The following is a 22,722-nucleotide window of genomic DNA, read 5'->3' as shown; positions in this document are numbered from 1 at the left end:
TAATTTTGAGAGACTAGAAAGAAATGGGGACGAAAATTCAGCAGACTACGGGACAAGCGCCCCCGCTGGCACTCTTGGGCGGAAAGAGCGTCCAGCATCATGAGATGTTTGGGTTCTACCGGAGCGCGGACGGAACAACCGGGGCCTACACACAGTGCTGCACGTGCATGTCACATGCATAACACGCCCCATGTGAAGAGACGAGCCCACTGAAGCAGCGCCGAAGATCCCCAAAGGCTTATACGGCCCCGCCCCGATAATCTTGCTCTTATGGCACTTATCACCTTACTGGACGCCCAGCTCGCATTTGGGCATGTTGCATTGCTGGACCACGCTGGCTTTTCTCTGGAGACTGCGGAACGTGTCGGCCTGATCGGCCGCAATGGCGCAGGCAAATCCTCGCTTCTCAAAATTCTTGGAGGCCTGGCAAAACCTGACGACGGCTCGCTCCAGGTACAGCAAGGAGTGCGGATTGCATTTGTGGCCCAGGAACCTTCCCTGGACGCTACCGCCACCATCTTCAAGTCGGCATCCGAAGGATTGCAGCGTGTCATCGCGATCCGCGACCAGTACCTGTCGGGTGCGGAAGGACTGGACCTGGATGCATTGCAGTCGGAGATTGAAGCGTATGACGCCTGGAACTGGGAGCAGCGGGTGGAGGAAACCCTGCAGCGACTGCACCTTGATCCGGACGCGGTGGTCGGCACGCTGTCGGGCGGAACCAAAAAACGCGTGGCCTTGGCACAGGCGTTGGTGGCACGCCCAGACGTACTGTTGCTGGATGAGCCGACCAACCATCTGGATCTTGATTCGATTGAATGGCTGGAGGACCTTCTGCTCGACTTTCCCGGCAGCGTTGTCACCATCACCCATGATCGATCGTTCCTGGACCGGGTCGCTACGCGCATTGTGGAACTCGACCGAGGCCAGCTCCGGTCTTACCCTGGAAACTTTGCGCAATACCAGATACAAAAAGAAGAGCAGCTGGCGCAGGAGGCTGTCATCTCAGCCAAAGCCGACAAGCTTTTGGCACAGGAAGAGGTCTGGATACGCCGTGGCGTCGAAGCACGCCGTACCCGCAGCCAGAGCCGCATCAGCCGCCTGGAGCATTTGCGTGCGCGCCGCGAAGCACGTCGCGAGGTGGTCGGCAGCGTTCGCATGGATGTGGCAACCGGTGGTTCCAATGGCTACCAGGGCAAGATCGTCGCTGAACTGACCGGGGTGGGCAAATCGTTCGGCGACAAGACCATTGTTCGCAACTTCACGGGGACCATCCTGCGCGGCGACAAGGTGGGACTGATTGGCCCCAATGGTGCAGGCAAGACCACGCTCCTCAAGATGATCCTTGGCGAGCTCGCGCCTGACGAGGGCACCATCCGCCAGGGAGCCAACCTGCAAGTTGCGTATTTCGACCAGATGCGCCACGCGGTTAATCTGGATGCCACGCTGGAAGACTTCATCAGCCCGGGCAGCGAATGGATCGAGATTGGCAACCAGCGCAAACACGTGAAAAGCTATCTGAGCGATTTCCTGTTCTCTCCGGCCCGCGCGCACTCTCCGGTCCGCTCGCTATCGGGCGGGGAACGTAACCGCTTGCTGTTGGCGCGGCTGTTCGCCCGTCCTGCCAACGTCCTGGTGCTGGATGAACCCACCAATGATCTGGACATCGACACGCTGGATCTCCTAGAAGAGCTGCTGGAGAACTATGAAGGTACGGTCTTCCTCGTCAGCCACGACCGGACATTTCTCGACAACGTCGTCACCAGTACCATCGCATTTGAAGGCGATGGACTGTGGCGAGAGTACGAAGGCGGCGTGCAGGACTGGCTGCTGCAATCCAAGCGCAGCAGGGCTCTCAACGCTTCAGCACCCGCCACCAAAAAGGTTGATGCGGAAATTTTGAGTCAAAATGCCGATCAGCGCTTATCCAGCAAGCCCGAACAGCTATCAAAAAAGAAGCTTAGCTACAAGGAGCAGCGCGAACTGGATCAGCTCCCGGCGCAGATCGCCAGCCTGGAATCCGAACAGCAGGCGCTCCAAGAGGCACTGGCAGATGGGACCCTCTACAGCACCGATCCGGCGCGGGCAGCAGTCATGACCGCGAGGGCGGGCGCGATCGAAGACGAGTTGATGGCCGCACTGGAGCGCTGGACAGCCCTGTCCGCATAGCGTTAGCCGGTCGGGGAACATAGCGCGGCCCGCAGGAAACCATTCAGCCTGCAGCGCTCAAGGGCCGCGTTATTCCATCAGATGCGGTGGTGCAGCCGATCAGTAGCGCCGCGCAGACGGGTGATCAGCGCAGGCGCGATCTGCCCCAGCGGCAGAACCTCATCAGCAGCGCCATGGGCAATGGCCTCACGCGGCATGCCAAAGACAATACAGGTCGCCTCATCCTGCACATAGTTGTAGCTGCCGGCGTCCTTCATTTCGCGCATCGCAGCCGCTCCATCATTACCCATTCCAGTGAGCATGATGCCGAAGGCGTTGCGTCCAACCACTGCGGCGGCAGATTTGAACAGCACTTCCACCGAGGGCTTGTGACGATTCACGGGCGGACCATCATCCACCACCGCCACATAGTTGGCACCACTACGTGCTACATGGAACTGGGTGCCACCCGGCGCGATGTAGGCATGGCCAGGCAAGATGCGCTCGCCATTGACCGCCTCTTTGACCGTAATCTGACACAAGCCATTCAAGCGGGCAGCAAAGCTGGTGGTGAACCCTGGAGGCATGTGCTGGGTAATGACAATCGCGGGCGAATCCGCCGGCATTTGCACCAGCACCTCCTTGATAGCCTCCGTCCCCCCTGTGGAAGCACCAATGCAGATCAGCTTTTCGGTGGACAGACGGCCCAGGAGCGCCGAGGCTGGGGGCGCGACAGCAGCCCCGGCGCCGCCCCCTGCTGGCGCAGCGTCACGCACGGGTGCACGGCGGACCTGGGCGACCGCAGCCACACGGATCTTGTCCACGATCTGCGCAGCGAGATCATTGAGGCCGCTGGCCAGCCCCACCCGGGGCTTGGCCACAAAATCGACGGCCCCCAGTTCGAGCGCCTTCATGGTCACCTCGGCGCCCCGCTCCGTCAGCGTGGAAATCATCACCACTGGCATCGGGCGCAAGCGCATCAGACGCCCCAGAAAATCGATGCCATCCATCCGGGGCATCTCAACATCCAGTGTGATGACATCAGGATTGAGCTCGCGAATCATCTCGCGAGCCACCAAGGGATCATTGGCCGTGCCAATGCACTCCATGTCCCGCTGCCGGTTGATGATCTCGGACAGCAGACTACGGACCAGCGCCGAATCGTCCACCACGATCACCCGGATTTTCCTGCTCATTAACTCACGCCTTCCTCAAAACAGATCGACAGAACCGCCCGAGGTAGTCTTTGCCACAGTAGCTGCATTGCCACGCACTTCCTGGGCCACCAGGGTTTCGGGATGTGCGTGTGCCAATCGCTTGACCATGGCCTTCCCCGTGATGGGGAAAAAAACCACCTTGCGCGGATAAATATCCAATACATCCTCGGAGACGATGGGAATCCGCTCCGTGTGCAGGTAGTTCAAAACAAAATTGGTGTTGCGCTCACCGACGTTCATGGTCGTGAAGTTGTGCATGACCTGCGCCCCGCCAAATATCTTGGCCTGCATGGTCTCGCGCCGGGCGCCCAGCTTGAGCATCTCGTTGATCAGCAATTCCATCGCGTACGAACCATAGCGGCCCGACGCATCCGCCACGTCACCATCGGGCAGCATGAAATGGTTCATCCCTCCCACATGCGCGCGGCTGTCCCACAAGCAGGCGGCAATACACGACCCCAACACGGTCATGATGATCATGTTCTCGTCACCGACGAAATACTCACCAGGAAGTACCTTCACAGCGTTGTGCTGGAAATGATGGTCCAGGTAGAAAAAGGATGCTTCCCCAGGCTTTCGGCTGCGCGCTTTGAGATCTTGCAGCGATGATTCCCTTGCAGGACCTGCCCCCGCAGAGTAGATGTCCGCACTCAACGGCGCAATGCGAGGGGCACGGCGCCGCTCGGACGCGCCAGAAGAGGCGGCGGCCGGAGAAAGAGAGGATCCTGATGGAATATTGGTCATGGGCTAGGTGCGAGGCAACATGGCAGGTCAGCGACGCTCGTACACGGTCTTGCCACGCAGCGTAAACAGGTCTCTGGACTCGCTAAAGTTTTCGGCATGCCCCACAAACAGCATGCCCCCGGGTTTCAGGACCCGGTGAATCCTTTCCAGCACGCGTCGCTGCGTGGCGGCATCAAAGTAGATCATCACATTGCGGCAGAAAACCACATCGAAGGGCTCTTTGAACGGCCAGTCATCCCGGATGAGGTTCACGCTCATAAAGTCAATCGCGCGGCGCAACTCCGGCTTCGCCCGCACCATCCCCAGGTTGCCACCCTTTCCCCGCAGAAAAAACTTTTGCAGGCGCTCCGGGCTCAGCCCCTTGAGACTGTCAAGGCGGTACACCCCTTGCGCCGCCGTCGCCAGCACGCGGGAATCAATGTCACTGGCAGTCAGCTTGAAAGAAGCGTTGGCTCCCAGCGCCTCGAATGCGGTCATGACAATGGAATAAGGCTCTTCTCCGGTGGATGCCGCGTTGCACCAAACCTTCCAGCTGGCAGACGGCTTGCTCCGCAGGTGCGAAGCAAAAATCTCAAAGTGGTGCTGCTCGCGGAAGAACGCAGTGAGGTTGGTGGTCAGGGCATTGATGAACTCCTGCCACTCCGGCCCGTCGTGCGTCTCCAGCCATCCCAGATAGTCGTGAAAGCTGCTGTGGCCCGTGTCCCGCAAGCGGCGTGAAAGGCGGCTATACACCATGGCGTGCTTGCCATCGTGCAAGCTGATCCCGGCCCGTTGATAGATCAAGGCCTGCACCCGCGCAAAATCTGCATTGGTCCAGACGAATTCACGCCCTTGAGCCAGCGGCCCCGACGGCGCTGCAGCAGCGGCAAACGCTGGATCCGCCCTGCCAACGGAAGGCCGGGCTGTTGAAGAGGCACTGGTGGGTTGGGCCATATTGATCATCCGACGGGAAATCCTGTTCGCTCCTAGAGATCTGCAAGCCACACCTGAAATCTGGCGGGTGCCGGGTCCACCACGTTGGTGACGGAGGAGTCCTACTCGTTGGCAGTCACCAGCCCCATGTCTACGCCGGACATGAGTTTCTCGATGTCCAGCAAAATCAGCATCCGCTCCCCCACCGACCCCAGCCCCAGGATGCAGCTGTTGTCGATGGCGCTTTCGATATCAGGCGCCGAACGGATGCTCTCAGGTGTCAGCTCCATCACATCACTGACGGAGTCCACCACGATTCCGACCACCCGATTGCGAAGGTTCAGAATGATGACCACCGTGAAGCTGTTGTAGTCGGCTTGCGCGCAGTTGAACTTGAGCCGCATGTCAACGATGGGCACGATGGTGCCGCGCAAATTGACGACACCCTTGATGAAGTTGGGGGCGTTCGCAATCCGTGTAGGTGGCTCATAGCCACGTATCTCCTGCACCTTCAGGATGTCGATACCGTACTCTTCCTGGTCGAGACGGAAAGTCAGATATTCACGGGTGCCCGTTGGCACCGCCTCTGCTGTTTTACCCATCACACTCATGGTGCTTCTCCTTTCGTGACAGCGCCGTGCCCCTGGGAACGGCCGCTTGAATCTAGTGGCGCGCCCTGCGCACCAAGCCGCCTGTGTCCAGAATGAGTGCGACCGTGCCGTCACCCAAGATGGTGGCCCCCGATACGTTGGGAACCTTGCGGTAGTTCGACTCCAGGTTCTTGACCACCACCTGGTGTTGGCCCAGCAACTCATCAACCAACAGCGCCACACGGCTGCCATCCGCCTCGACCACAACCATGATGTTGCTGGATTTGTTGGGATCGAAACGCGGCACCTGGAAAATTTTCTCCAGCGCAATCACCGGCATGTACTCATCGCGCACTTTCACCAGTTGCGAACCTTGGGCCACGGTGCTCACATCGTCTGCATTGACCTGGAAGGACTCCACCACCGAAGACAGCGGAAGAATGTAGACCTCATCACTCACCCCCACGGACATGCCATCCATGATGGCCAGCGTCAGCGGCAGGCGCACAGAAACCTTCATCCCGTAGCCTTCAGCGGAATCTATTTCGACCGAACCATTGAGTGCAGCGATGTTGCGCTTGACCACATCCATTCCCACGCCACGCCCGGACACATCCGTCACCTCGTCAGCTGTGGAGAAGCCGGGCGCGAAAATCAATTGCCAGACCTCCGCGTCGCTCATCTGCTCTGACACTTCAATGCCGCGCTCTTGGGCCTTGCTGAGAATCTTCTCGCGCGAGAGCCCACGGCCATCATCGCGTACCTCAATCACGATCGAGCCGCCTTGGTGAGAGGCAGACAACGTGATGGTCCCATGCTCGGATTTGCCTTTCGCCAATCGGTCTGCGGGCATCTCAATACCGTGGTCGCAACTGTTGCGCACCAAGTGAGTCAGCGGATCGGTGATCTTTTCCACCAGCCCCTTGTCCAGTTCGGTGGCTTCGCCTAGCGTCACCAGTTCCACCTTCTTGCCCAGCTTGTTGGCCAGGTCCCGGAGCATGCGGGGGAAACGGCTGAAGACAATGGACATCGGAATCATGCGGATCGACATGACCGACTCCTGAAGATCGCGGGTATTGCGATCCAGGTCAGCCAGCCCTGCCAGCAACTGCTGGTACGCACCAGCATCCAGGCCCCGGCTGTTTTGCGCCAGCATCGCCTGGGTGATCACCAGTTCGCCCACCAGATTGATGAGCTGGTCGACCTTTTTCACATCGACCCGAATGGTCGTGGACTCCATCTGCGCCTGCATGGCAACCTTGGGCTCGCTGGCCTTGGGGGCTGCAGCAACCTTCACAGCTTGCGCTGGGGCCTGCGCTGCGTGAGGTGCATCCACACGTGGGGCACCAGGCGCGTCGCTGAAGAAACCGTAGGCCTCACCCCCAGCGGCGCCAGCAGCAAGGACCGCTTCTTCATCCTCGTCAGCGGCAACGCCCGACGCTGGCGCTGCAGCGTCACGGATCAGCACCTGTTCCTTGGCCACATGAAAGGCAAACAGGTCGAGCAGATCGTCGTTGGTGGAGGTGGTTTCCACCGCGAAACTCCGCGTATTGGCCTGTGGACTTTCTATGTCACGGATCGCCCCGAGGCCCGGGATATCCCGAAAAAGCTCCTTGATGGCATCCGCCTGCTCCAGTCGATCCAAGGGACCAATCTGAATCTCCAGGGTCCGCGCCTGTCCGGCCACCGCCGGTGTCACTACCTTCGGTGCCGGCGCTGGTGCTGCAGCCTGTGGAGCTGGAGTTGGAGCAGGTGCGGCCGGCGGCGGGGGCGGAGCGACAGCAGGGACATCCCCGGGGACCAACCCTGCAGCAAGTTCACTAATGCGACGCACCAGTGAGGTGGTGGAAACAGCTTCGCCCTGCCCACCTGCTTGGTGGCGGGCCAGCAGGCTCCGTGAGGCGTCGGCAGATTCGAGGAGCACATCCACCATCTGCGGAATCGGCTGGAGCTCGTGGCGGCGCAAGCGGTCCAGGAGAGACTCCATCTGGTGGGTCAACTCCGCAACATCCGAGAATCCAAAAGTGGCTGAACCACCCTTGATGGAATGGGCGCACCGGAAGATGCCATTGAGTTCTTCGTCATTGGCGCTACTCAAATCCAGATCCAGAAGCATCTGCTCCATCTGGTCCAGGTTTTCGCCCGCTTCCTCGAAAAAGATCTGATAGAACTGGCTCAGGTCGAAGTCAGCACCTGCACCCGATCCTTCTTGGTAAGTTTCCGCCATCATGGGCTCCTGTGTACTTGGTGATCCCGGACAACCCGACTCAGCGGATCACTTTCTGGATAACTTCAATCAGGCGATTGGGATCGAAGGGCTTGACCAACCAGCCGGTCGCGCCAGCAGTACGTCCCGCCTGCTTCATCTGATCACTGGACTCGGTGGTGAGGATCAGAATGGGAATGGTCTTGAACTTAGGGTTCTCACGCAGTTTCCGAGTGAGCCCGATCCCGTCAAGCCGGGGCATATTCTGGTCAGCCAGCACAAGATCAATATTGTGGCTCTCGGCCTTTTCCAGGGCATCCTGCCCATCCACCGCCTCCACGACGTGATAGCCGGCACCCGTCAGAGTGAACGACACCATTTTCCGCATGGACGGTGAATCATCTACGGCAAGGATCGATTGCATGTAAGGCTCCAACTGACTTAAATATATAGGTTAACCAGTGATGTAAAGATCAGAACAGGTCCACCGAACCGGCATCCATCTCGCTCTGCGTGACAGGGTTAGGCCGGTCGGGCGCCATCTCCGCAAAGGGCGCCGCTTCTTCGCCATCTTCATTGCCCATGGCTTCGGAAGCCAAACGAAACGCGCATCCTTGAAGCACCTTGGTCGTGTGCCATATCAGCTGGGACGCCATATCCTGGAACTGCAACTCAGTCACTGCACTGCGCAGCGCAGCGCGGGCAGCTACCAGCTCCGGGGAATCTGCAACGGCAGCATCCGTCAGCACCGCGTTTGCCTCCCCAAAGCGCTCCAGCAGGTTATCGGTAGCATGGTTGAGCAGTCCTTCCAGGCGATGCAGGTCATGCATAACGACCAGCAACGAATCCTGCAGTTCTGCCGCCACCATGACGGGAACCTGGACAGCAGGTCCTCCAGACGTTGTTAGCGTAGATTGCATCGTTTCTCCATCGCGGCACGCAGCAGCAAAGCACGCAAAAACACAGAACTACGACACCCGCACAGTGGCCCCAAGCCCGTGTGCACCGTGGTGTCAGCGCCCATTGGACGCTGACGCTGAAACCATCCCAATCGGACAAACACCCTTGTTTGTTCCAATTTGTATCCTATGATAGCGCTCCTATGGTCACCATAGCATCAGACCAGACCCTCAACATCCTGCATCTTGAAGATTCACTGGCAGATCATGAGTTGACCGCATTGACCCTACGGCGCTCCGGTCTCCACTGCCACCTCCATCGGGTGGATTCGCTCTCCGAATTCCAGCGGCTCACAGATATCCAGCCGTTCGACATCATCTTGGCAGATTACCGGCTGCCCGGCTTCACGGCATTGGACGCGTGGGCACATGTGGTGCAAAAGCCGCAACACCCCCCCTTTATCCTTCTGTCGGGAGCCATCGGCGAGGCAGCAGCTGTAGATGCGATCCGCCTGGGCATTGCCGATTACCTGCTTAAAGACGACCTTCAGCGGCTGCCGCATGTCATTGCACGCGCCCTGGAGGTTCATGAAGCCCGTCAGGCGCGCGAACTGGCTGTCTCGCAACTGGAAGCCTCGGAGCGCCGACTGGCTGACCTGACGGAACATCTGCAAACCTCGATCGAGCAGGAACGTGCGTCCATTGCCCGCGAGATCCATGACGATATCGGCGGCGCACTGACCGCCGTCAGGTTCGATGTGGCATGGATCGGACGCCATAGCACCAATACGGAGATGCAAGAGCATGCAGCCTCAGCGGCAGAGATGCTGCAGCATGCCATTGGAGCAAGCCAACGCATCATGATGAACCTGCGCCCCCCGATTCTTGAACAGGGACTGGTGGCAGCGGTGCAATGGCTTGCCGCCGGATTTGAGCGTCGCTCGGGCATTCCCGCCCGGGTTATCAGCAGCAGCGAATCTATCCGGGCCACCGCAGATATTCAGCTGGTTGCCTATCGCACAGCGCAGGAGGCGCTGACCAACATCTCCAAACACGCACATCCCCGCACAGTGCACATTGACCTCTCCGACAAAGAGGATGTCCTGACATTGGAAGTGACTGACGATGGGCAAGGCATTGACCCCTGCATGCTCGAAAAACCAAAAGCCTTTGGGCTCAAAGGCCTGCATGAGCGTGCCCGTACCGTGGGGGGATGGCTGGACATCAGCAGTCGGCCCGGCCAAGGCACGTCCGTGATCCTGTCCATACCGCTAACATCGCACCCAACACCACCAGCTCCAGGAGATGCGCAGTGATTCATGTGGTCCTGTGCGATGACCACGCCGTCTTGCGGCGCGGAATACGCGATACGCTGGCCGAGGCGCCCGACATCCAGGTAACCGGCGAGGCCGGAGGGTATTCCGAGTTGCGCGAGGTCTTGCGCTCCGCCGCCTGCGACGTATTGCTGCTGGACTTGAATATGCCGGGCCGCAGCGGCTTGGAGGTGCTCACCAGCTTGCGCGAAACCCATTCCGCCATCAAGGTGCTGGTGGTCTCGATGTATCCAGAAGATCAGTACGCCCTGCGCTGCCTGAAAGCTGGCGCGCAAGGATATGCCAACAAGGCAGGGGACCCGGTCGAGCTGATTGCTGCCGTGCGGACCGTCATGCAGGGACGCAAGTACCTCACGGCAGAAGTGGCGCAGATGCTCGCGGACAGCCTGGCACAGCCTACGCCGGAAGCGCCACACACGGCCTTGTCGGAGCGGGAGCTGCAAACGCTGGTCAAAATCGCGTCCGGACGCAGGCTGTCGGACATTGCAGAAGAGCTGATGCTGAGTCCAAAGACAGTGAGTGTCTACCGTTCACGGGTGCTGGAAAAGCTCAAGCTGTCCAACAATGCGGAGCTTACCGTCTACGCCATCCGAAACCAGCTGGTCTGAACCTGCCCCCAGCGCCACCTATGACTACCGCTGAGCAGCAAACAGATCGACTGCCTGCTGCATGAGCGCGAGCACGGGTTGCTCCAGTAGCGGCAGTGTGGCCACAATACCCAGCATGCCTACAGTCAACGTCACGGGGAAACCGACCGCATAGATATTCATTTGCGGTGCCACGCGGGAAATGATGCCCAGCGTCAAATTGACAAACAGCAACAGCGCAATCATCGGCAGAGCGATCCAGAGCGCGCTGGCGAACAGCGACGAGCCCAGTTCATAAAGGCGCATCTGCCCGAGCGCCTGCAAAAAGTTTCCATCGACAGGAAAGCGGTCAAAGCTTTTCACCACGGCCATCAGGATCAGCAAGTGGCCATTGATGACCACAAACAGCAGCATGGCCATATGCCCAAAAAACCGCGCAACGGCGCTGATCTGCGCATTGGACGACGGGTCAAAGAACGACGCGAAATTCAAGCCCATCTGCAAACCGATGATTTCGCCCGCCAGTTCCACGGCCGCAAACACCAGCCTGACAGAGAAACCGATCGCAAGGCCCACGGCCACCTGCTGAGCAACAGCACCAAACGCCTCACGACCATTGACGCTGATGACCGGCTGATCACCCAGCACACCCTGCGCGCACAGTGCCACCAGAAACGCCAGTCCAATTTTGACGCGCATGGGAACTGTGCGCATGGAGAACACCGGCGCGACCGAGAACACGGCCAGCACGCGCAAAAAGGGCCACAGAATGGGCGAAAGCCAAGCCATCAACTGAGCCTCGGTGAAAGTGATCACACGATCCTCAACGGGCTTCGAAGCGGGCGTCTGGAGGACCCGGCTTCAGGAAAAAACCCATAGCTCACCCTCTCACCTGACTAGCCAATCATCGAAGGAATCGATTCGATGGTCCGGCGGATAAAGTCCACCAGGGTGCTGAGCATCCAGGGGCCTGCAATGGCAAAAACCACCATCGCAGCAATCAGCTTGGGAACAAAAGCAAGCGTCGCTTCGTGGATCTGGGTTACGGCCTGAAAAATGCTCACGAGCAATCCCACCGCCATGACGACCCCGAGCACGGGCATCGAAATCATCAGAAGCAATGTCAGCGCGTCACGCCCGATGGTCAGCACCATTTGTGAAGTCATTGGCAGCTCCTTCAGGGTACAAAACTGGCAGCCAGCGAGCCGATCAGCAGGTTCCAGCCGTCCGCAAGCACAAACAGCATGAGCTTGAACGGCAGTGCCACCAGCACCGGAGACAACATCATCATGCCCAAAGACATGAGGATGCTCGACACCACCATGTCGATCACCAGAAACGGAATGAAGATCATGAACCCGATCTGAAACGCCGATTTCAGTTCACTGGTGACAAATGCAGGCACAAGCACCCTGAGGGGTGCAGTTTCTGCGGTCACACTGGAATCCAGTCGCGCCAAGCGGGAAAACAGGGCAAAGTCAGACTGCCGGGTCTGCTTGAGCATGAAACTGCGCATCGGCGCTTCGGCCTTTTCCAGAGCCTGTTCAAAACTGATGGTGTTATTGGTGTAAGGCACATAGGCATCCTGGTACACACGGTCCAGGGTAGGCCCCATGACAAAAAAAGTGAGAAACAGCGACAGCCCGATGATGACCTGGTTGGGCGGCGCGGACTGGGTGCCCAGCGCCTGGCGCAACAGCGACAAAACAATCACGATCCGGGTAAAGCCGGTCATCATGAGCAGCACCGCTGGCAAGAAGGAGAGCGCCGTGAAGAACAACAGTGTCTGAATAGGCACCGAGTAGCTGTTGCCAGACGGACCGCTCCCCACCACCAGCGGCAGGGACCCGGCAGACGCCTGCGCGAAGGCCAGGTCATGCCCCATGAACCCCACAGAAGCGACCGCTCCCAGCAGCGCCACGCGACGGGTGAACGATACATCAGCCATTGGCGGTGCTTCCTGGGGCGTTCACGGCGGACGCGACTGCCTGCGCGAAAGAAGGCTCCGCTCTGGGTGCCGAATGGGGGGCAGCTGACAGACCAGCAGGAAACACATGCAGACAGCTCACTTGCTGAGCGGTAACGCCCAGCACCAGCCAGGTTCGCGCATGCTCGGGCCCGACTTCCACCGTCACCACGCGCTGATGGGGGCCGACAGCCACTGCGGACAGTACCCGGGACGCGGCTCCCACACCAGCGCTGCCTGCAGCCTGCCGCTGCTGCAACCGGCGGACAAGCCAGGGCAGTAGAGCCATGGCCCCCACAAAAAGGACGACCACGACCAGCGTCTGGGTCATGCTGCCACTATCCACGACTGACCCGCCGCAAACGCTCGGAAGGCGTCACCACGTCCGTGAGGCGAATACCAAACTTGTCATTCACAACCACCACCTCGCCCTGGGCAATGAGATAGCCATTGACCAGAACGTCCATCGGCTCACCCGCGAGTGCATCGAGCTCCACGACCGAGCCTTGCGCGAGCTGAAGGATGTACTTGATGGGTACCTTGGTGCGCCCAAGCTCCACCGATAACTGGACAGGTATGTCCAGCACCATGTTGATGTCGTTGACCGTGCCATCGCCACCACCGGAGAAAGGGCGTACAGGCTCACCAGACAACGGGCCACCTTGCTCCCCGTCGCCAGGCTTGTCGTCGGTGCGCTTTTGTTCTTCAAGCGCCTCGGCCCAACCCGCAAACGGGTCGTCCGCGCCAGCATCCTTGTTATCTTCTTCAGTTGACATCTTTTTCTCCCAGCCAGCTCATGTCGGCATTGCGCAGGCATTCTTCGATACGAATGGCGTACTTGGAATTGTGCGTTCCGTACTGGCACTCAAAAATGGGGACCCCACCAATCGATGCGCGAATGCGGGGTTCTCGGTCCAGCTCGATGAAATCGCCAGGCTTCATGGCCAGCAACTGCTCCACGGTGGCGTCGGCGCGTGCCAATTCGGCCACCAGGGTCACTTCGGCTGCCTGGATTTCCCGGGTCAGCACACGGACCCAGCGGCGATCCACTTCAATGGAGTCGCCCTGGGTGGACGAATACAACACGTCACGGATCGGCTCCAGCGTCGCGTAGGGCATGCAGATGTGGATGGCGCCCGAAAGGTCCCCGATTTCCAGCTGAAACGCCGTGGATACGACGATTTCGCTGGGGGTGGCAATGTTGGCAAACTGCGGCTGCATCTCGGACCGCTGGTACTCCAGCTCCAGCGGGTAAATGCCCTGCCAGGCCTTTTTGTATTCAGCACAGATCACGTCCACCAGGCGGTTGATGACCCGTTGCTCCGTGGGCGAAAAATCCCGACCTTCAATCCGTGTCTGGAACTTGCCCACGCCGCCGTACAGCGTGTCGATGATGCCGAAAACCAGCGAGGGCTCGCACACGATCAGTCCGCTGCCGCGCAGCGGACGGATGGCCACAATGTTGAAGTTCGTGGGTACCGCCAGCTCGCGCAGAAAGGCGCTGTAACGCTGCACGGATACTGTGCCCACCGAGATTTCAGGACTGCGGCGGATGAAATTGAAGAGCCCGATGCGGAAGTTGCGTGCAAACCGCTCGTTGACGATTTCCATCGTCGGCATACGCCCGCGGACGATGCGCTCCTGGCTGGAAATATCGTAGTTGCGTACGGAGCCCGCCTCCGCGACCTCCTCGACCGACTTCTGGCTCTCACCAGTAACCCCTTCAAGAAGGGCATCAACTTCTTCCTGGGAAAGAAATGAATCACTCATGACTGGTCCTCGCCCGGGTCATTGGATGATGAAGCTGGAAAAAAGCACACGGTGCACCGGGTTGCGCTCTGTGCGCCGACGCGAAGGCCGGTCCTCCGCATCCTCTTCCTTGTCGGCCGCCGCAGCGCGTGCACGCTCCGTAGGAACCGTGTAACCCAGGGGGCGGGAGACTTCCCGCAGGATGTCTGCAGCCAGCTTTTCCTTGCCTTCCCGCTGCAGCAGTTCAGTGGAAGTCCGCTGGGAAACCAGCATCAGGATGCCGCTGCGTATGGAGGGCAAATACAGCTTCACCTGCTCTGCTGTCTTGGCATCTTCCAACTCCAGGGTGATACCAATCTGGGCAAACCGGTCACCGCCAGGGTCTGCCAGGTTCACCACCATGTTCTCCATGGGCAGGAACGTGGGGGCCACCTTGGGGGCCTCCTTGCGGACTGGTGCAGCCCCATCTTCTTCGTCGGCATGGGAGCGGCTGGAAATGAACCAAGCCGCCGCGCCGCCACCAATCACCAGCACCGCCACCACAACGCCGATGATGATGATGAGCATCTTCTTGCTTTTGGCCGGGGCCGCTGCGGGAGTATTGGCTGACACGTTGCGGATTCCTTGCGGTGGGAGACGGGCCGGGCCCGCGCAATCCATGGGCGAGCAAAACCGGATGGCCCATTATTGGGCGGGGCTGCAACCAATAATAGCCAGAATAAAAGCCCAAAACCATGGCATTCACTGCGCTATGGACTCTGCACGCAAGCACCGGAACGGCGTTCGGTCGCGCTGCAGCGGCAAGACCTGATGGAATGCAGGAGTAGCCACCGCTGCAAAGCAACCTATCAGAAATGCTCTGGGGTAGGGAGTAACACGGTACTCGCGTACCGCCAGCAGCGTAAAGACGCCGCGCGAGCGAGTTCCTGACCGGGGGGTGACGCGGGCGGCAGGCGGGTAGCCCCGTCTGCCCGCCGGGCTCACACAAAGACGTCTACTGCGCGATCCGGGGCGCCACCGCGCAGCAGTGAAGCCGTGCCAGTGGGCGCTGCAGCGACCACCTTCGCCTGGCGAGCGCCATCGCGCTGGCCCTGCCGCTCAGCCCCACCCGCATCGTCACGCTGCCCCGCCGAGGTGCCAACCGACATACCCGACAGCACGAGGCCCTCACTGCGCAACAGCTCACTCAATTGCGCCATGCTGCGGTCCAGCAGCTCACGGGTCTGCGGCTGGTCGCTCCGGAACGTCACGTGGGCCTCATTGCCCGACAGTGACACCGACACCTCTACCGGCTGCCCGTCGCGGTTGAGCGTCAGTTCCGCATTCTGTGTTTTCTGGTTGACCCAATAAGCCACCTGCTCGGCGACCTGCTCCTCAACACCTGCCTGTGGGGGGTCGGCAAACACCGTGGCCCCATCCAGGGAGCCCGACTCCACCGGCGCAGAACCGCTGCCGCTATCCAACCAAGCCCCGGCGCTGGAACGCCCCTCGCCAGAGCGGCCTCCAGCGTCCGCACCCTCCCCACCTCGCGCGGACGCTACCGGAGATAGCAACCCCTCTGCAACGGAGGCGACCACAGCCCCACCCGCCGGGTCCACCATGCCCCCAGGAATGCGATCCGATGCGCCAGCAACTGGCATCCCCACCATTCGCTCGCTGGCCATCTGCACCGCAGCCAGGGCCACGCCTTGATGGCCCGGCAACTGCTGCGCAGCGCCTCCTCCGAGGGAGCGACCTGTAGACATTTCCACTGCATCTGCCTTCTGGGCCAAGGCACTTTGCATGCGGGAGAAAATCCGACCCTGCGCCATCCCGCCGACCGGTGGGAGCCCTTCCTGCAAGTCTGCCGAAGTGTCGAGCCTGGCTGTTTCAGCCACGATGCCTTGCGAAAGACCGTCCGTTCCGGGAAGGATTCCCGCCAGGGACGCCAGCCCCCCTTGGGCGCTACCACCCTGCGCTTCCAGCCCCAATACCGCTCCGGTCTGCGCTCCGGCACTCAAAATGCTGCCGCCCTGCCCGCGCTCTGCCGCAGCAGCATCAATCCGCCCATTGGCGCCGGGCACCAGCAAACCCTGCCAGGCAGCCATGGCGGAGGCCTCCATGGCCGCCTTTGCAGCGTCCGACAAAGCCACATCGGAAGGAGCGGCACCCGAGGCCGCCAGATCCAGCGGAGCGCCATCGCCTCCGCCCATCGCCCCATCGCCCAAAGCTGCCAGCAGCGCCAGAAAGCCGCCAGAGCCCGGTTCGTTCGCGTCCGGACTCTGCGCTGTGGAGCGGTGCCGAGCGGCATGGGCGGACTGGGTGCCCTGGGGAGAAGAAATTTTGGTGGGTTCCATGGTCAATACTCCCGGCCCTCAGAGCCCTGAATCGCACTGCGGTACTGCAACGCAGCCCGCTCATCGGTTTGTTTCTGATCTCTTCGCATTTCGGCCAACTCCAGGTCGTGGCGCCGCTTTTCCATGACCTTGCGCAGGCTTGCCAGACGCAATTCCGCCTCCAGCAAGGCGCGCCTGGCGGCCTCCACCCGATGGGCGTGGTCTCCCACCACACCATTCTGGACACCCGCCGCGTGGCCCAGGCGGTCCATGAACTGGTAGTGGTGGTACATCACCTCGGGCTTCATCGTGGTATCGGCCTTCATGCCCCAACGCGCCTGGGTCTCTCGGGCGTAATCTTCCAGCTGGTCGAGCTGGGCACGCGCCGCCTGCTGCGCAGCCAACATGTCCTGCAGCGCCTGGCGCGCGTCGTCCCGCTTGCGGGAGGCGACTTCCACAGCGACGGCGAGCGAGTTCAGGCTGGACATGGCTGACTACCCCAGGTGTTCAATGGTCCAACACCGCTGCCATGCCCGCCACGCTCTGGTCCATCGAGGCGGCCTCGAACATGTCCTGCTGCAAGAAGGCGGCCATCTGCGGCTGCAGGCGAATGGCTTCGTCCAGGGCGGGATCGGAGCCGCTCATGTACGCACCGACCTGCACCAGATCCCGGCTCTTCTGGTAGCGCGAATACACCGCCCGAAAGCGTCGCGCCAGATCAAAATGCCCGCGCGACACCACGTTGTGCATCACGCGGGATGCAGACTGCTCAATGTCGATGGCGGGGAAATGCCCCGTCTCGGCCAAAGCCCGCGACAGCACGATGTGCCCATCCAGAATCGCACGCGCCGCGTCAGCGATCGGGTCTTGCTGGTCATCGCCCTCAGACAGCACCGTGTAGAAAGCCGTGATCGAGCCAACCCCGTGCAGCCCATTGCCACTGCGCTCCACCAGTTGCGGTAGCTTGGCAAAGCAGGAGGGCGGATAGCCCTTGGTGGCGGGAGGCTCACCGATGGCCAGCGCAATTTCGCGCTGCGCCATGGCATAGCGGGTGAGCGAATCCATGAGCAGCAGCACATGCTTGCCCTTGTCCCGAAAGTGCTCGGCAACCGCCGTGGCATATGCAGCCCCCTGCATGCGCAAGAGCGGCGGCGCATCAGCAGGCGCCGCCACCACCACCGATCGCGCGCGGCCATCCTCACCCAAAATGTCTTCCACGAATTCCTTGACCTCGCGCCCCCGCTCGCCAATAAGCCCCACCACGATCACATCTGCCTGTGTGTAGCGGGCCATCATGCCCAGCAAGACGCTTTTGCCCACCCCTGAACCGGCAAACAAACCCAGGCGCTGCCCACGCCCCACGGTAAGCAGGGCATTGATGGCGCGCACGCCCGTGTCCAGCGATTCGCGCACAGGGTCCCGGTCCATGGCATTGATCTGGCGGCGCCCCATGGGCTCAGACACCACGTCCTGCACGGGCCCACCATGGTCCAGCGGCAGTCCCTGCGCATCCACCACCCGGCCCAGCAGGCCTTCGCCCATCGGCAAGCGCAGTACACCCGCACGCTGGATGGCCCGCGCGGGCTCGCCGAGACGGGGGATGGGGATGTAGGGCGCAGCGGGCACCACACTGGCACCACTGGAGAGTCCGTGGATATCTCCCGCAGGCATCAGAAAAGCGCGGTCCGCAGAAAAACCCACCACTTCTGCCAGCACGGGGGCATGCCCCGGCATCTGGACCATGCACTGCGAGCCCACGGGCACGCGGATGCCCACAGCCTCCAGCACCAGGCCCGTCAGCCGGGTCAGCGTGCCGCGCGTCTCCAGCGGCGCGCCTTCAGCGACGCGCGCACGCGCGTCGTCCATCAGGCGTGTCCAGGCAGAAGGAGATTCAACGGCCATCACTGCCCTCTTCTTCCTCTTGCCATGGCGACTGGAGCCCCAGTGCGGCAATGGCCCGCTGCCAGCGTTTGTCAAGGCTGCCGTCCACCGCCGTACCGGCTGATTCCACCAGGCAGCCGCCCGGCGGCACCGCAGCATCCGCCATCCACTGCACACCGGGGGCATCGATTTCTTCGCGCAGAGGCTGGGCCATCGCCTCCATATCTGCAGGGTTCAGGCGGACCATGGCAGGTCGCCCCTCGGTCACCAGCATGCCTACCGCCTCCCTCACCACGGGCTGCAAGGCGTTGGGGTTGACGGACAGTTCCTGGCGCACCACCTGGCGCGCAATGTCACAGGCCAGCTCCAGCAGTTGCTGGGCCATCTGCTGCTGCATGTCGATCAGGCTTGCATCGAGGGTCTGCACCACGCTCTGCAGCCGCTGCGCCGTTTCATGCCCTTGCTGGGCAATGTATTCGTCCATGCGCCGCTGCCATTCCAGCGCCGTTTGGGCCTGCCCCTGGGCAAAGCCCTCAGCGTAGGCGTCATCACATGCCTGCTGAATCAGTGCCTGCTGCGCAGCCTCATCAATTTCAGCCGGAATCTCCGCCACAGGCTCGGGCTCCACTGGTTCAACCAGGTCGGAGCCGTCCACCGCTCCAAACTTCCACTGCGTGAAATCGCCCACTTCCTCGCTGGGAATGAAGCGCGAATAAGAGCGCTGGCTAGACGAAGGCATCATCACCGCCGGATCCAATCACGATTTGACCCTCGTCGGACAAGCGACGCACGGTCTTCAGGATTTCCTTCTGCTGAGCCTCGACCTCGGACAACCGCATCGGGCCGCGCGATTCGAGGTCTTCGCGCAATGCCTCGGAGGCACGCGAGGACATGTTCGACAGGAACTTCTCGCGCAGCTCGGGCACTGCTCCCTTGAGTGCCACGATGAGCGTTTCGGACGCCACCTCCTTGAGCACAGTCTGGATCGCCTTGTCGTCGAGCTTGAGCACGTCTTCGAACACGAACATCTTGTCCATGATCTTCTGGGCCAGATCGGGGTCGTAACCCCGGATGGATTCGAGCACCACGGCATCCATGTTGCCGCCCAGCAGATTGATGATCTCGGCCGCAGCCTTGACGCCGCCCAGCGAGCTCTTGCGGATCTTGTCGCCACCCGCCAACACCTTGAACAGCACCTCGTTCAGGTCCTTGAGCGCCGTCGGCTGAATACCTTCCAGCGTGGCCACGCGCAGCAAAATTTCACTGCGCTGACGGTCAGTGAGGTGCATCAGGATGCCCGACGCCTGGTCGCTGTCCAGGTGCACCAGGATGGCTGCGACGATCTGGGGATGTTCGTTGCGCAGCAGTTCAGCCACCGACAGTGGGTCCATCCACTTGAGGCTCTCGATGCCCGACACGTCGCCGCCCTGCAGGATGCGGTCGATGAGCAGGCCCGCCTTGTCGTCGCCCAGCGCGCGGCGCAGCACGGCGCGCACGTAATTACCGGTGTCGGACACCAGCAGGCTCTGCGCAGCAGCGGCGCCGGAGAACTTGTTGATGACCTCGTCCACTTTCTCGCGCGATACCGAGCGCATGCGCGCAATGGTTTCGCCGAGTTTCTGCACTTCCTTGGGCGAGAAGTGCTTGAACACTTCGGCAGCCTCTTCCTCGCCGAGGGACATCAGCATGATCGCGGCGTCGTTGAGTCCTTGGTCGTCCATGGTCGTCGTCCGTGGTGTCGGTGATTAGACCGGCTCGCCGTTCAGCCAGGTCTTCAGGATATTGGCCACAGCCACAGGGTTCTCCTTGGCCAGCACGCGCGCCTCTTCCAGACGCAATTGCTCCGGCGTGGCAGGAAGCACCTCGTTTTTCTTGGCGGGCGCAGGCAGCGCCGGGCGTTCGGGCGTTTCGGACTCCACGGCATCCAGCTGGCCACCGGCCACCGGGATGGCACGGGGCTTGGCCGCCGCGCCAGTGCCCTTGAGGGCCGGACGCACCAGGCCCATCAGCACCAGGGCCGCAAACAGCACCGCACCCACCGGCCAGGCAAACGACTTGGCCAGATCGATCACTTCAGGCTGCTTCCACAGAGGAATGTCGCTGGTTGGCGTTGCGGTCACCTGGAACGGTGTGTTCATGAGGTTGACGGAGTCGCCGCGATCCCGGTTGAAGCCAATGGTCTCGCGCACCAGCGCCGTCATCTGCTCCAGTTGCTCGGGTGTGAGCGCCTTAGACACGGTCTTGCCCTTGTCTTCCGTGGACTGGTAGTTGACCACCACCGCCGCGCTCACCCGCTTGAGAGCACCACTGCCGCCGCGCGTGACGCGCACCGTCTTGTCAACCTCGTAATTGGTGATGGATTCGCGCTTGCTGCCCACAGCTTGGGCGCCCTGAGCCTGCTGGCCGGCGGCGGTGGGCGGCGGGTTGGCGCCATTGATGGGCGCGGCAGACGGAGCAGGGGGCTGATTGGTCGTGGCGCCCGGCACACCAGTGGGCAGCAGATTGCCTTGGGGACCTGTGCTTTCCACCACCTGCTGGCTGCGGATGGCGCTGGCATCGGTGGCCAGGTTGGGCCGGTGCTGCTCGGAGGTGGATTCGGTCTGGGTGAAATCCACCTCGGCCGTCACCTGCGCCTTGACGTTGTCGCGGCCCACCACGGGCTCCAGGATGTCCAGGATGCGGCGGGTGTACTGCTGTTCGATCTGTTGTACATACAGCAGTTGCTGCGCATCCACACCGTTTCCAGCGGCAGTATCGGGCGACTGGGACAGCAGTTTGCCTGTATCGTCCAGCACGCTCACGGCGGACGGAGACAGCTCTGGCACGCTGGAAGCCACCAGATGCACGATGCCCGCCAGCTGCGCACGGTCCAGAATACGGCCCGGGTGCAGGCTCACCAGCACCGACGCCGAAGGCTTTTGCTGCTCCCGGAAAAATCCGTTCTGGTTGGGAAGCGCCAGATGCACCCGCGCACCTTGCACCGACGACAGCGCCTGGATGGAGCGCGTAAGTTCGCCCTCCAGGCCCCGCTGAAAGTTCAGGCGCTCCTGGAACTGGGTCATCCCAAATTTGCTGGATTCCATCAGTTCGAAACCCGCCACCGAACCCTTGGGCAGGCCCTGGGTGGCCAGGCGCAGGCGCACATCGTGCACGCGGTCTGCAGGGATCAGGATGGCACCACCGCCATCGGCGTGCTTGTAAGGCACATTCATCTGCGACAACTGGGCCACGATGGCACCGCCATCTTTGTCGTTCAGATTGGCAAACAGCACGCGGTAGTCAGGCTGGCGCCCCAGCACGATGGCCGCAATGGCCACCGCCACCAGCAGCGCCGCGCCCACACCCAGCCGCATGCGCTGCGCCCTGTCGAGGGCAGACAGCCGCTGCAGCCAGTTCGGGCTGGCAGGGGGGGTGAGAGGAATTTCAGCAACTGCAGACATCTTGCTTTCCAGTAGGGTGGCCCGGCAAGGACCAAAGCGTGGGGTCGATTATTCGGTCACGCCTCCAAAATGTTCGCTGGATAAGCCGCGCGTTTGGCCATCAATTCAGAGCGATGGGTCCCGGCGCGATGGCTAGGATACGCAGCATACCGCCATTCCCACGGATACAGCCATGGACCTTCGCATCTCAAGCTCTACCGCCCCGCTCACGGGCGCTGGCGTGGCGCGCCGTGCTGCAGCGCCGCAAAACGACGCCAATGACGTGGGTTTCTCGGGGGCGCTCAAAGGCGCACTGCAGTCGGTCAGCGCCGCACAAAACCGCTCTTCGAACCTGCAGACCGAGGTGCAGATGGAAAACCCTTCTGTCAGCCTCGAAGAAACCATGGTGGCGATCCAGAAGGCCCAGATCGGCTTTCAAGCCACGCTGCATGTGCGCAACCGGATGGTGCAAGCCTATACCGACATCATGAACATGCAGGTGTGATAGAGACGCCCCCCTGAGGCGCTGCGCGCCTTCCCCCAGCTCTCGCAACGCTGGGCGTTTCGGGCAGGGAGACGATGCCCTCGCTGCGGGGCGGCCCTTGCAGGGCATCCCTCGCGTGGGGCGCGCCGGTATCGGGCGGTAGGGGCCCTTCTTTCACTCCTATTTTTGTAGCATTTTGCGCTTTGTAGGCAAGCGCTATGGGCACTTTTTATCCCCAAAGACACGCCACGCTCTTGGTACCAGGGGCTGA

Annotated in this window: 24 protein-coding genes; 4 read left to right on the top strand and 20 right to left on the bottom strand. The window is 61.2% G+C overall.

Annotated elements, in window-relative coordinates:
* The first annotated feature begins 270 nt into the window (after nucleotides 1–270).
* Nucleotides 271–2,169 carry an ATP-binding cassette domain-containing protein gene (locus ACODS0_RS10470; RefSeq protein WP_488834744.1) on the top strand — a complete coding sequence of 633 codons (1,899 nt, stop codon included), beginning with the start codon at nucleotides 271–273 and terminating at the stop codon, nucleotides 2,167–2,169.
* 77 nt (nucleotides 2,170–2,246) lie between these two features.
* Here the strand turns inward: ACODS0_RS10470 and ACODS0_RS10465 are convergent, their stop codons facing one another.
* The 7 genes from ACODS0_RS10465 to ACODS0_RS10435 form a co-directional block, all read right to left on the bottom strand.
* Complete coding sequence (locus ACODS0_RS10465; protein ID WP_055398272.1) at nucleotides 2,247–3,344, bottom strand: protein-glutamate methylesterase/protein-glutamine glutaminase; 1,098 nt, start codon at nucleotides 3,342–3,344, stop codon at nucleotides 2,247–2,249.
* A gap of 15 nt (nucleotides 3,345–3,359) precedes the next feature.
* On the bottom strand, nucleotides 3,360–4,109 hold the full coding sequence (cheD, locus tag ACODS0_RS10460) for a chemoreceptor glutamine deamidase CheD (RefSeq protein WP_055398273.1): 750 nt from the start codon (nucleotides 4,107–4,109) through the stop codon (nucleotides 3,360–3,362).
* 27 nt (nucleotides 4,110–4,136) lie between these two features.
* Entirely contained in the window at nucleotides 4,137–5,042 is a 906-nt protein-coding gene (locus ACODS0_RS10455; RefSeq protein ID WP_436130827.1) for a CheR family methyltransferase, read from the bottom strand.
* A 101-nt stretch (nucleotides 5,043–5,143) separates the two neighbouring features.
* The gene (locus tag ACODS0_RS10450; protein WP_010466005.1) at nucleotides 5,144–5,632 is read right to left on the bottom strand and encodes a chemotaxis protein CheW; all 489 of its coding nucleotides are present in this window, start codon (nucleotides 5,630–5,632) and stop codon (nucleotides 5,144–5,146) included.
* A gap of 52 nt (nucleotides 5,633–5,684) precedes the next feature.
* Nucleotides 5,685–7,838, bottom strand: a complete 2,154-nt coding sequence (locus ACODS0_RS10445; protein WP_488834741.1) for a chemotaxis protein CheW — start codon at nucleotides 7,836–7,838, stop codon at nucleotides 5,685–5,687.
* Between the two features lie 40 nt (nucleotides 7,839–7,878).
* Nucleotides 7,879–8,241, bottom strand: a complete 363-nt coding sequence (locus ACODS0_RS10440; RefSeq protein ID WP_010466008.1) for a response regulator — start codon at nucleotides 8,239–8,241, stop codon at nucleotides 7,879–7,881.
* A gap of 49 nt (nucleotides 8,242–8,290) precedes the next feature.
* On the bottom strand, nucleotides 8,291–8,737 hold the full coding sequence (locus tag ACODS0_RS10435) for a hypothetical protein (protein WP_010466010.1): 447 nt from the start codon (nucleotides 8,735–8,737) through the stop codon (nucleotides 8,291–8,293).
* A 182-nt stretch (nucleotides 8,738–8,919) separates the two neighbouring features.
* Between ACODS0_RS10435 and ACODS0_RS10430 the strand changes: the two genes are divergently transcribed.
* Both ACODS0_RS10430 and ACODS0_RS10425 read left to right on the top strand, forming a co-directional pair.
* Nucleotides 8,920–10,032, top strand: coding sequence for a hybrid sensor histidine kinase/response regulator (locus ACODS0_RS10430; protein WP_055398275.1), 1,113 nt, complete (start codon nucleotides 8,920–8,922; stop codon nucleotides 10,030–10,032).
* The gene (locus tag ACODS0_RS10425) at nucleotides 10,029–10,658 is read left to right on the top strand and encodes a response regulator (protein ID WP_228898922.1); all 630 of its coding nucleotides are present in this window, start codon (nucleotides 10,029–10,031) and stop codon (nucleotides 10,656–10,658) included. The genes ACODS0_RS10430 and ACODS0_RS10425 overlap by 4 nt, the downstream gene beginning before the upstream one ends.
* A 24-nt stretch (nucleotides 10,659–10,682) precedes the next feature.
* On the opposite strand, the gene fliR is transcribed toward ACODS0_RS10425, so the two are convergent.
* From fliR to fliF, 13 genes are all read right to left on the bottom strand, one after another.
* On the bottom strand, nucleotides 10,683–11,453 hold the full coding sequence (fliR, locus tag ACODS0_RS10420) for a flagellar biosynthetic protein FliR (protein WP_055398277.1): 771 nt from the start codon (nucleotides 11,451–11,453) through the stop codon (nucleotides 10,683–10,685).
* An 80-nt stretch (nucleotides 11,454–11,533) separates the two neighbouring features.
* On the bottom strand, nucleotides 11,534–11,803 hold the full coding sequence (fliQ, locus tag ACODS0_RS10415; protein WP_015015801.1) for a flagellar biosynthesis protein FliQ: 270 nt from the start codon (nucleotides 11,801–11,803) through the stop codon (nucleotides 11,534–11,536).
* A gap of 11 nt (nucleotides 11,804–11,814) precedes the next feature.
* Nucleotides 11,815–12,522: a flagellar type III secretion system pore protein FliP gene (gene fliP / locus ACODS0_RS10410; protein WP_121422887.1), complete on the bottom strand. Its 708-nt coding sequence runs from the start codon at nucleotides 12,520–12,522 to the stop codon at nucleotides 11,815–11,817.
* Between the two features lie 55 nt (nucleotides 12,523–12,577).
* Nucleotides 12,578–12,934, bottom strand: a complete 357-nt coding sequence (locus ACODS0_RS10405; protein ID WP_121508462.1) for a FliO/MopB family protein — start codon at nucleotides 12,932–12,934, stop codon at nucleotides 12,578–12,580.
* A 7-nt stretch (nucleotides 12,935–12,941) separates the two neighbouring features.
* Entirely contained in the window at nucleotides 12,942–13,379 is a 438-nt protein-coding gene (gene fliN, locus ACODS0_RS10400; protein WP_055398281.1) for a flagellar motor switch protein FliN, read from the bottom strand.
* Complete coding sequence (gene fliM, locus ACODS0_RS10395) at nucleotides 13,369–14,373, bottom strand: flagellar motor switch protein FliM (RefSeq protein ID WP_010466026.1); 1,005 nt, start codon at nucleotides 14,371–14,373, stop codon at nucleotides 13,369–13,371. The genes fliN and fliM overlap by 11 nt, the downstream gene beginning before the upstream one ends.
* 18 nt (nucleotides 14,374–14,391) lie before the next feature.
* The gene (locus ACODS0_RS10390; protein ID WP_055398282.1) at nucleotides 14,392–14,964 is read right to left on the bottom strand and encodes a flagellar basal body-associated FliL family protein; all 573 of its coding nucleotides are present in this window, start codon (nucleotides 14,962–14,964) and stop codon (nucleotides 14,392–14,394) included.
* Nucleotides 14,965–15,332: 368 nt separating this feature from the next.
* Complete coding sequence (locus ACODS0_RS10385) at nucleotides 15,333–16,688, bottom strand: flagellar hook-length control protein FliK (RefSeq protein WP_488834732.1); 1,356 nt, start codon at nucleotides 16,686–16,688, stop codon at nucleotides 15,333–15,335.
* 2 nt (nucleotides 16,689–16,690) lie between these two features.
* A complete protein-coding gene (gene fliJ / locus ACODS0_RS10380; protein WP_055398283.1) occupies nucleotides 16,691–17,155 on the bottom strand; it encodes a flagellar export protein FliJ in 465 nt (154 codons plus the stop codon).
* A 19-nt stretch (nucleotides 17,156–17,174) separates the two neighbouring features.
* Entirely contained in the window at nucleotides 17,175–18,569 is a 1,395-nt protein-coding gene (fliI, locus tag ACODS0_RS10375; protein ID WP_121508460.1) for a flagellar protein export ATPase FliI, read from the bottom strand.
* The gene (locus ACODS0_RS10370; RefSeq protein WP_487257179.1) at nucleotides 18,559–19,290 is read right to left on the bottom strand and encodes a FliH/SctL family protein; all 732 of its coding nucleotides are present in this window, start codon (nucleotides 19,288–19,290) and stop codon (nucleotides 18,559–18,561) included. Before ACODS0_RS10370 ends, fliI begins: the two co-directional genes overlap by 11 nt.
* Nucleotides 19,274–20,269 carry a flagellar motor switch protein FliG gene (gene fliG / locus ACODS0_RS10365; protein ID WP_055398286.1) on the bottom strand — a complete coding sequence of 332 codons (996 nt, stop codon included), beginning with the start codon at nucleotides 20,267–20,269 and terminating at the stop codon, nucleotides 19,274–19,276. Before fliG ends, ACODS0_RS10370 begins: the two co-directional genes overlap by 17 nt.
* Before the next feature lie 24 nt (nucleotides 20,270–20,293).
* Complete coding sequence (gene fliF / locus ACODS0_RS10360) at nucleotides 20,294–21,988, bottom strand: flagellar basal-body MS-ring/collar protein FliF (RefSeq protein WP_488834728.1); 1,695 nt, start codon at nucleotides 21,986–21,988, stop codon at nucleotides 20,294–20,296.
* A 172-nt stretch (nucleotides 21,989–22,160) separates the two neighbouring features.
* Between fliF and fliE the strand changes: the two genes are divergently transcribed.
* On the top strand, nucleotides 22,161–22,472 hold the full coding sequence (fliE, locus tag ACODS0_RS10355) for a flagellar hook-basal body complex protein FliE (RefSeq protein WP_055398288.1): 312 nt from the start codon (nucleotides 22,161–22,163) through the stop codon (nucleotides 22,470–22,472).
* Nucleotides 22,473–22,722 lie beyond the last annotated feature (250 nt).

It is taken from the genome of Acidovorax sp. FG60, assembly GCF_057808995.1.
This window is presented reverse-complemented; position numbering and strand designations above follow the sequence as displayed.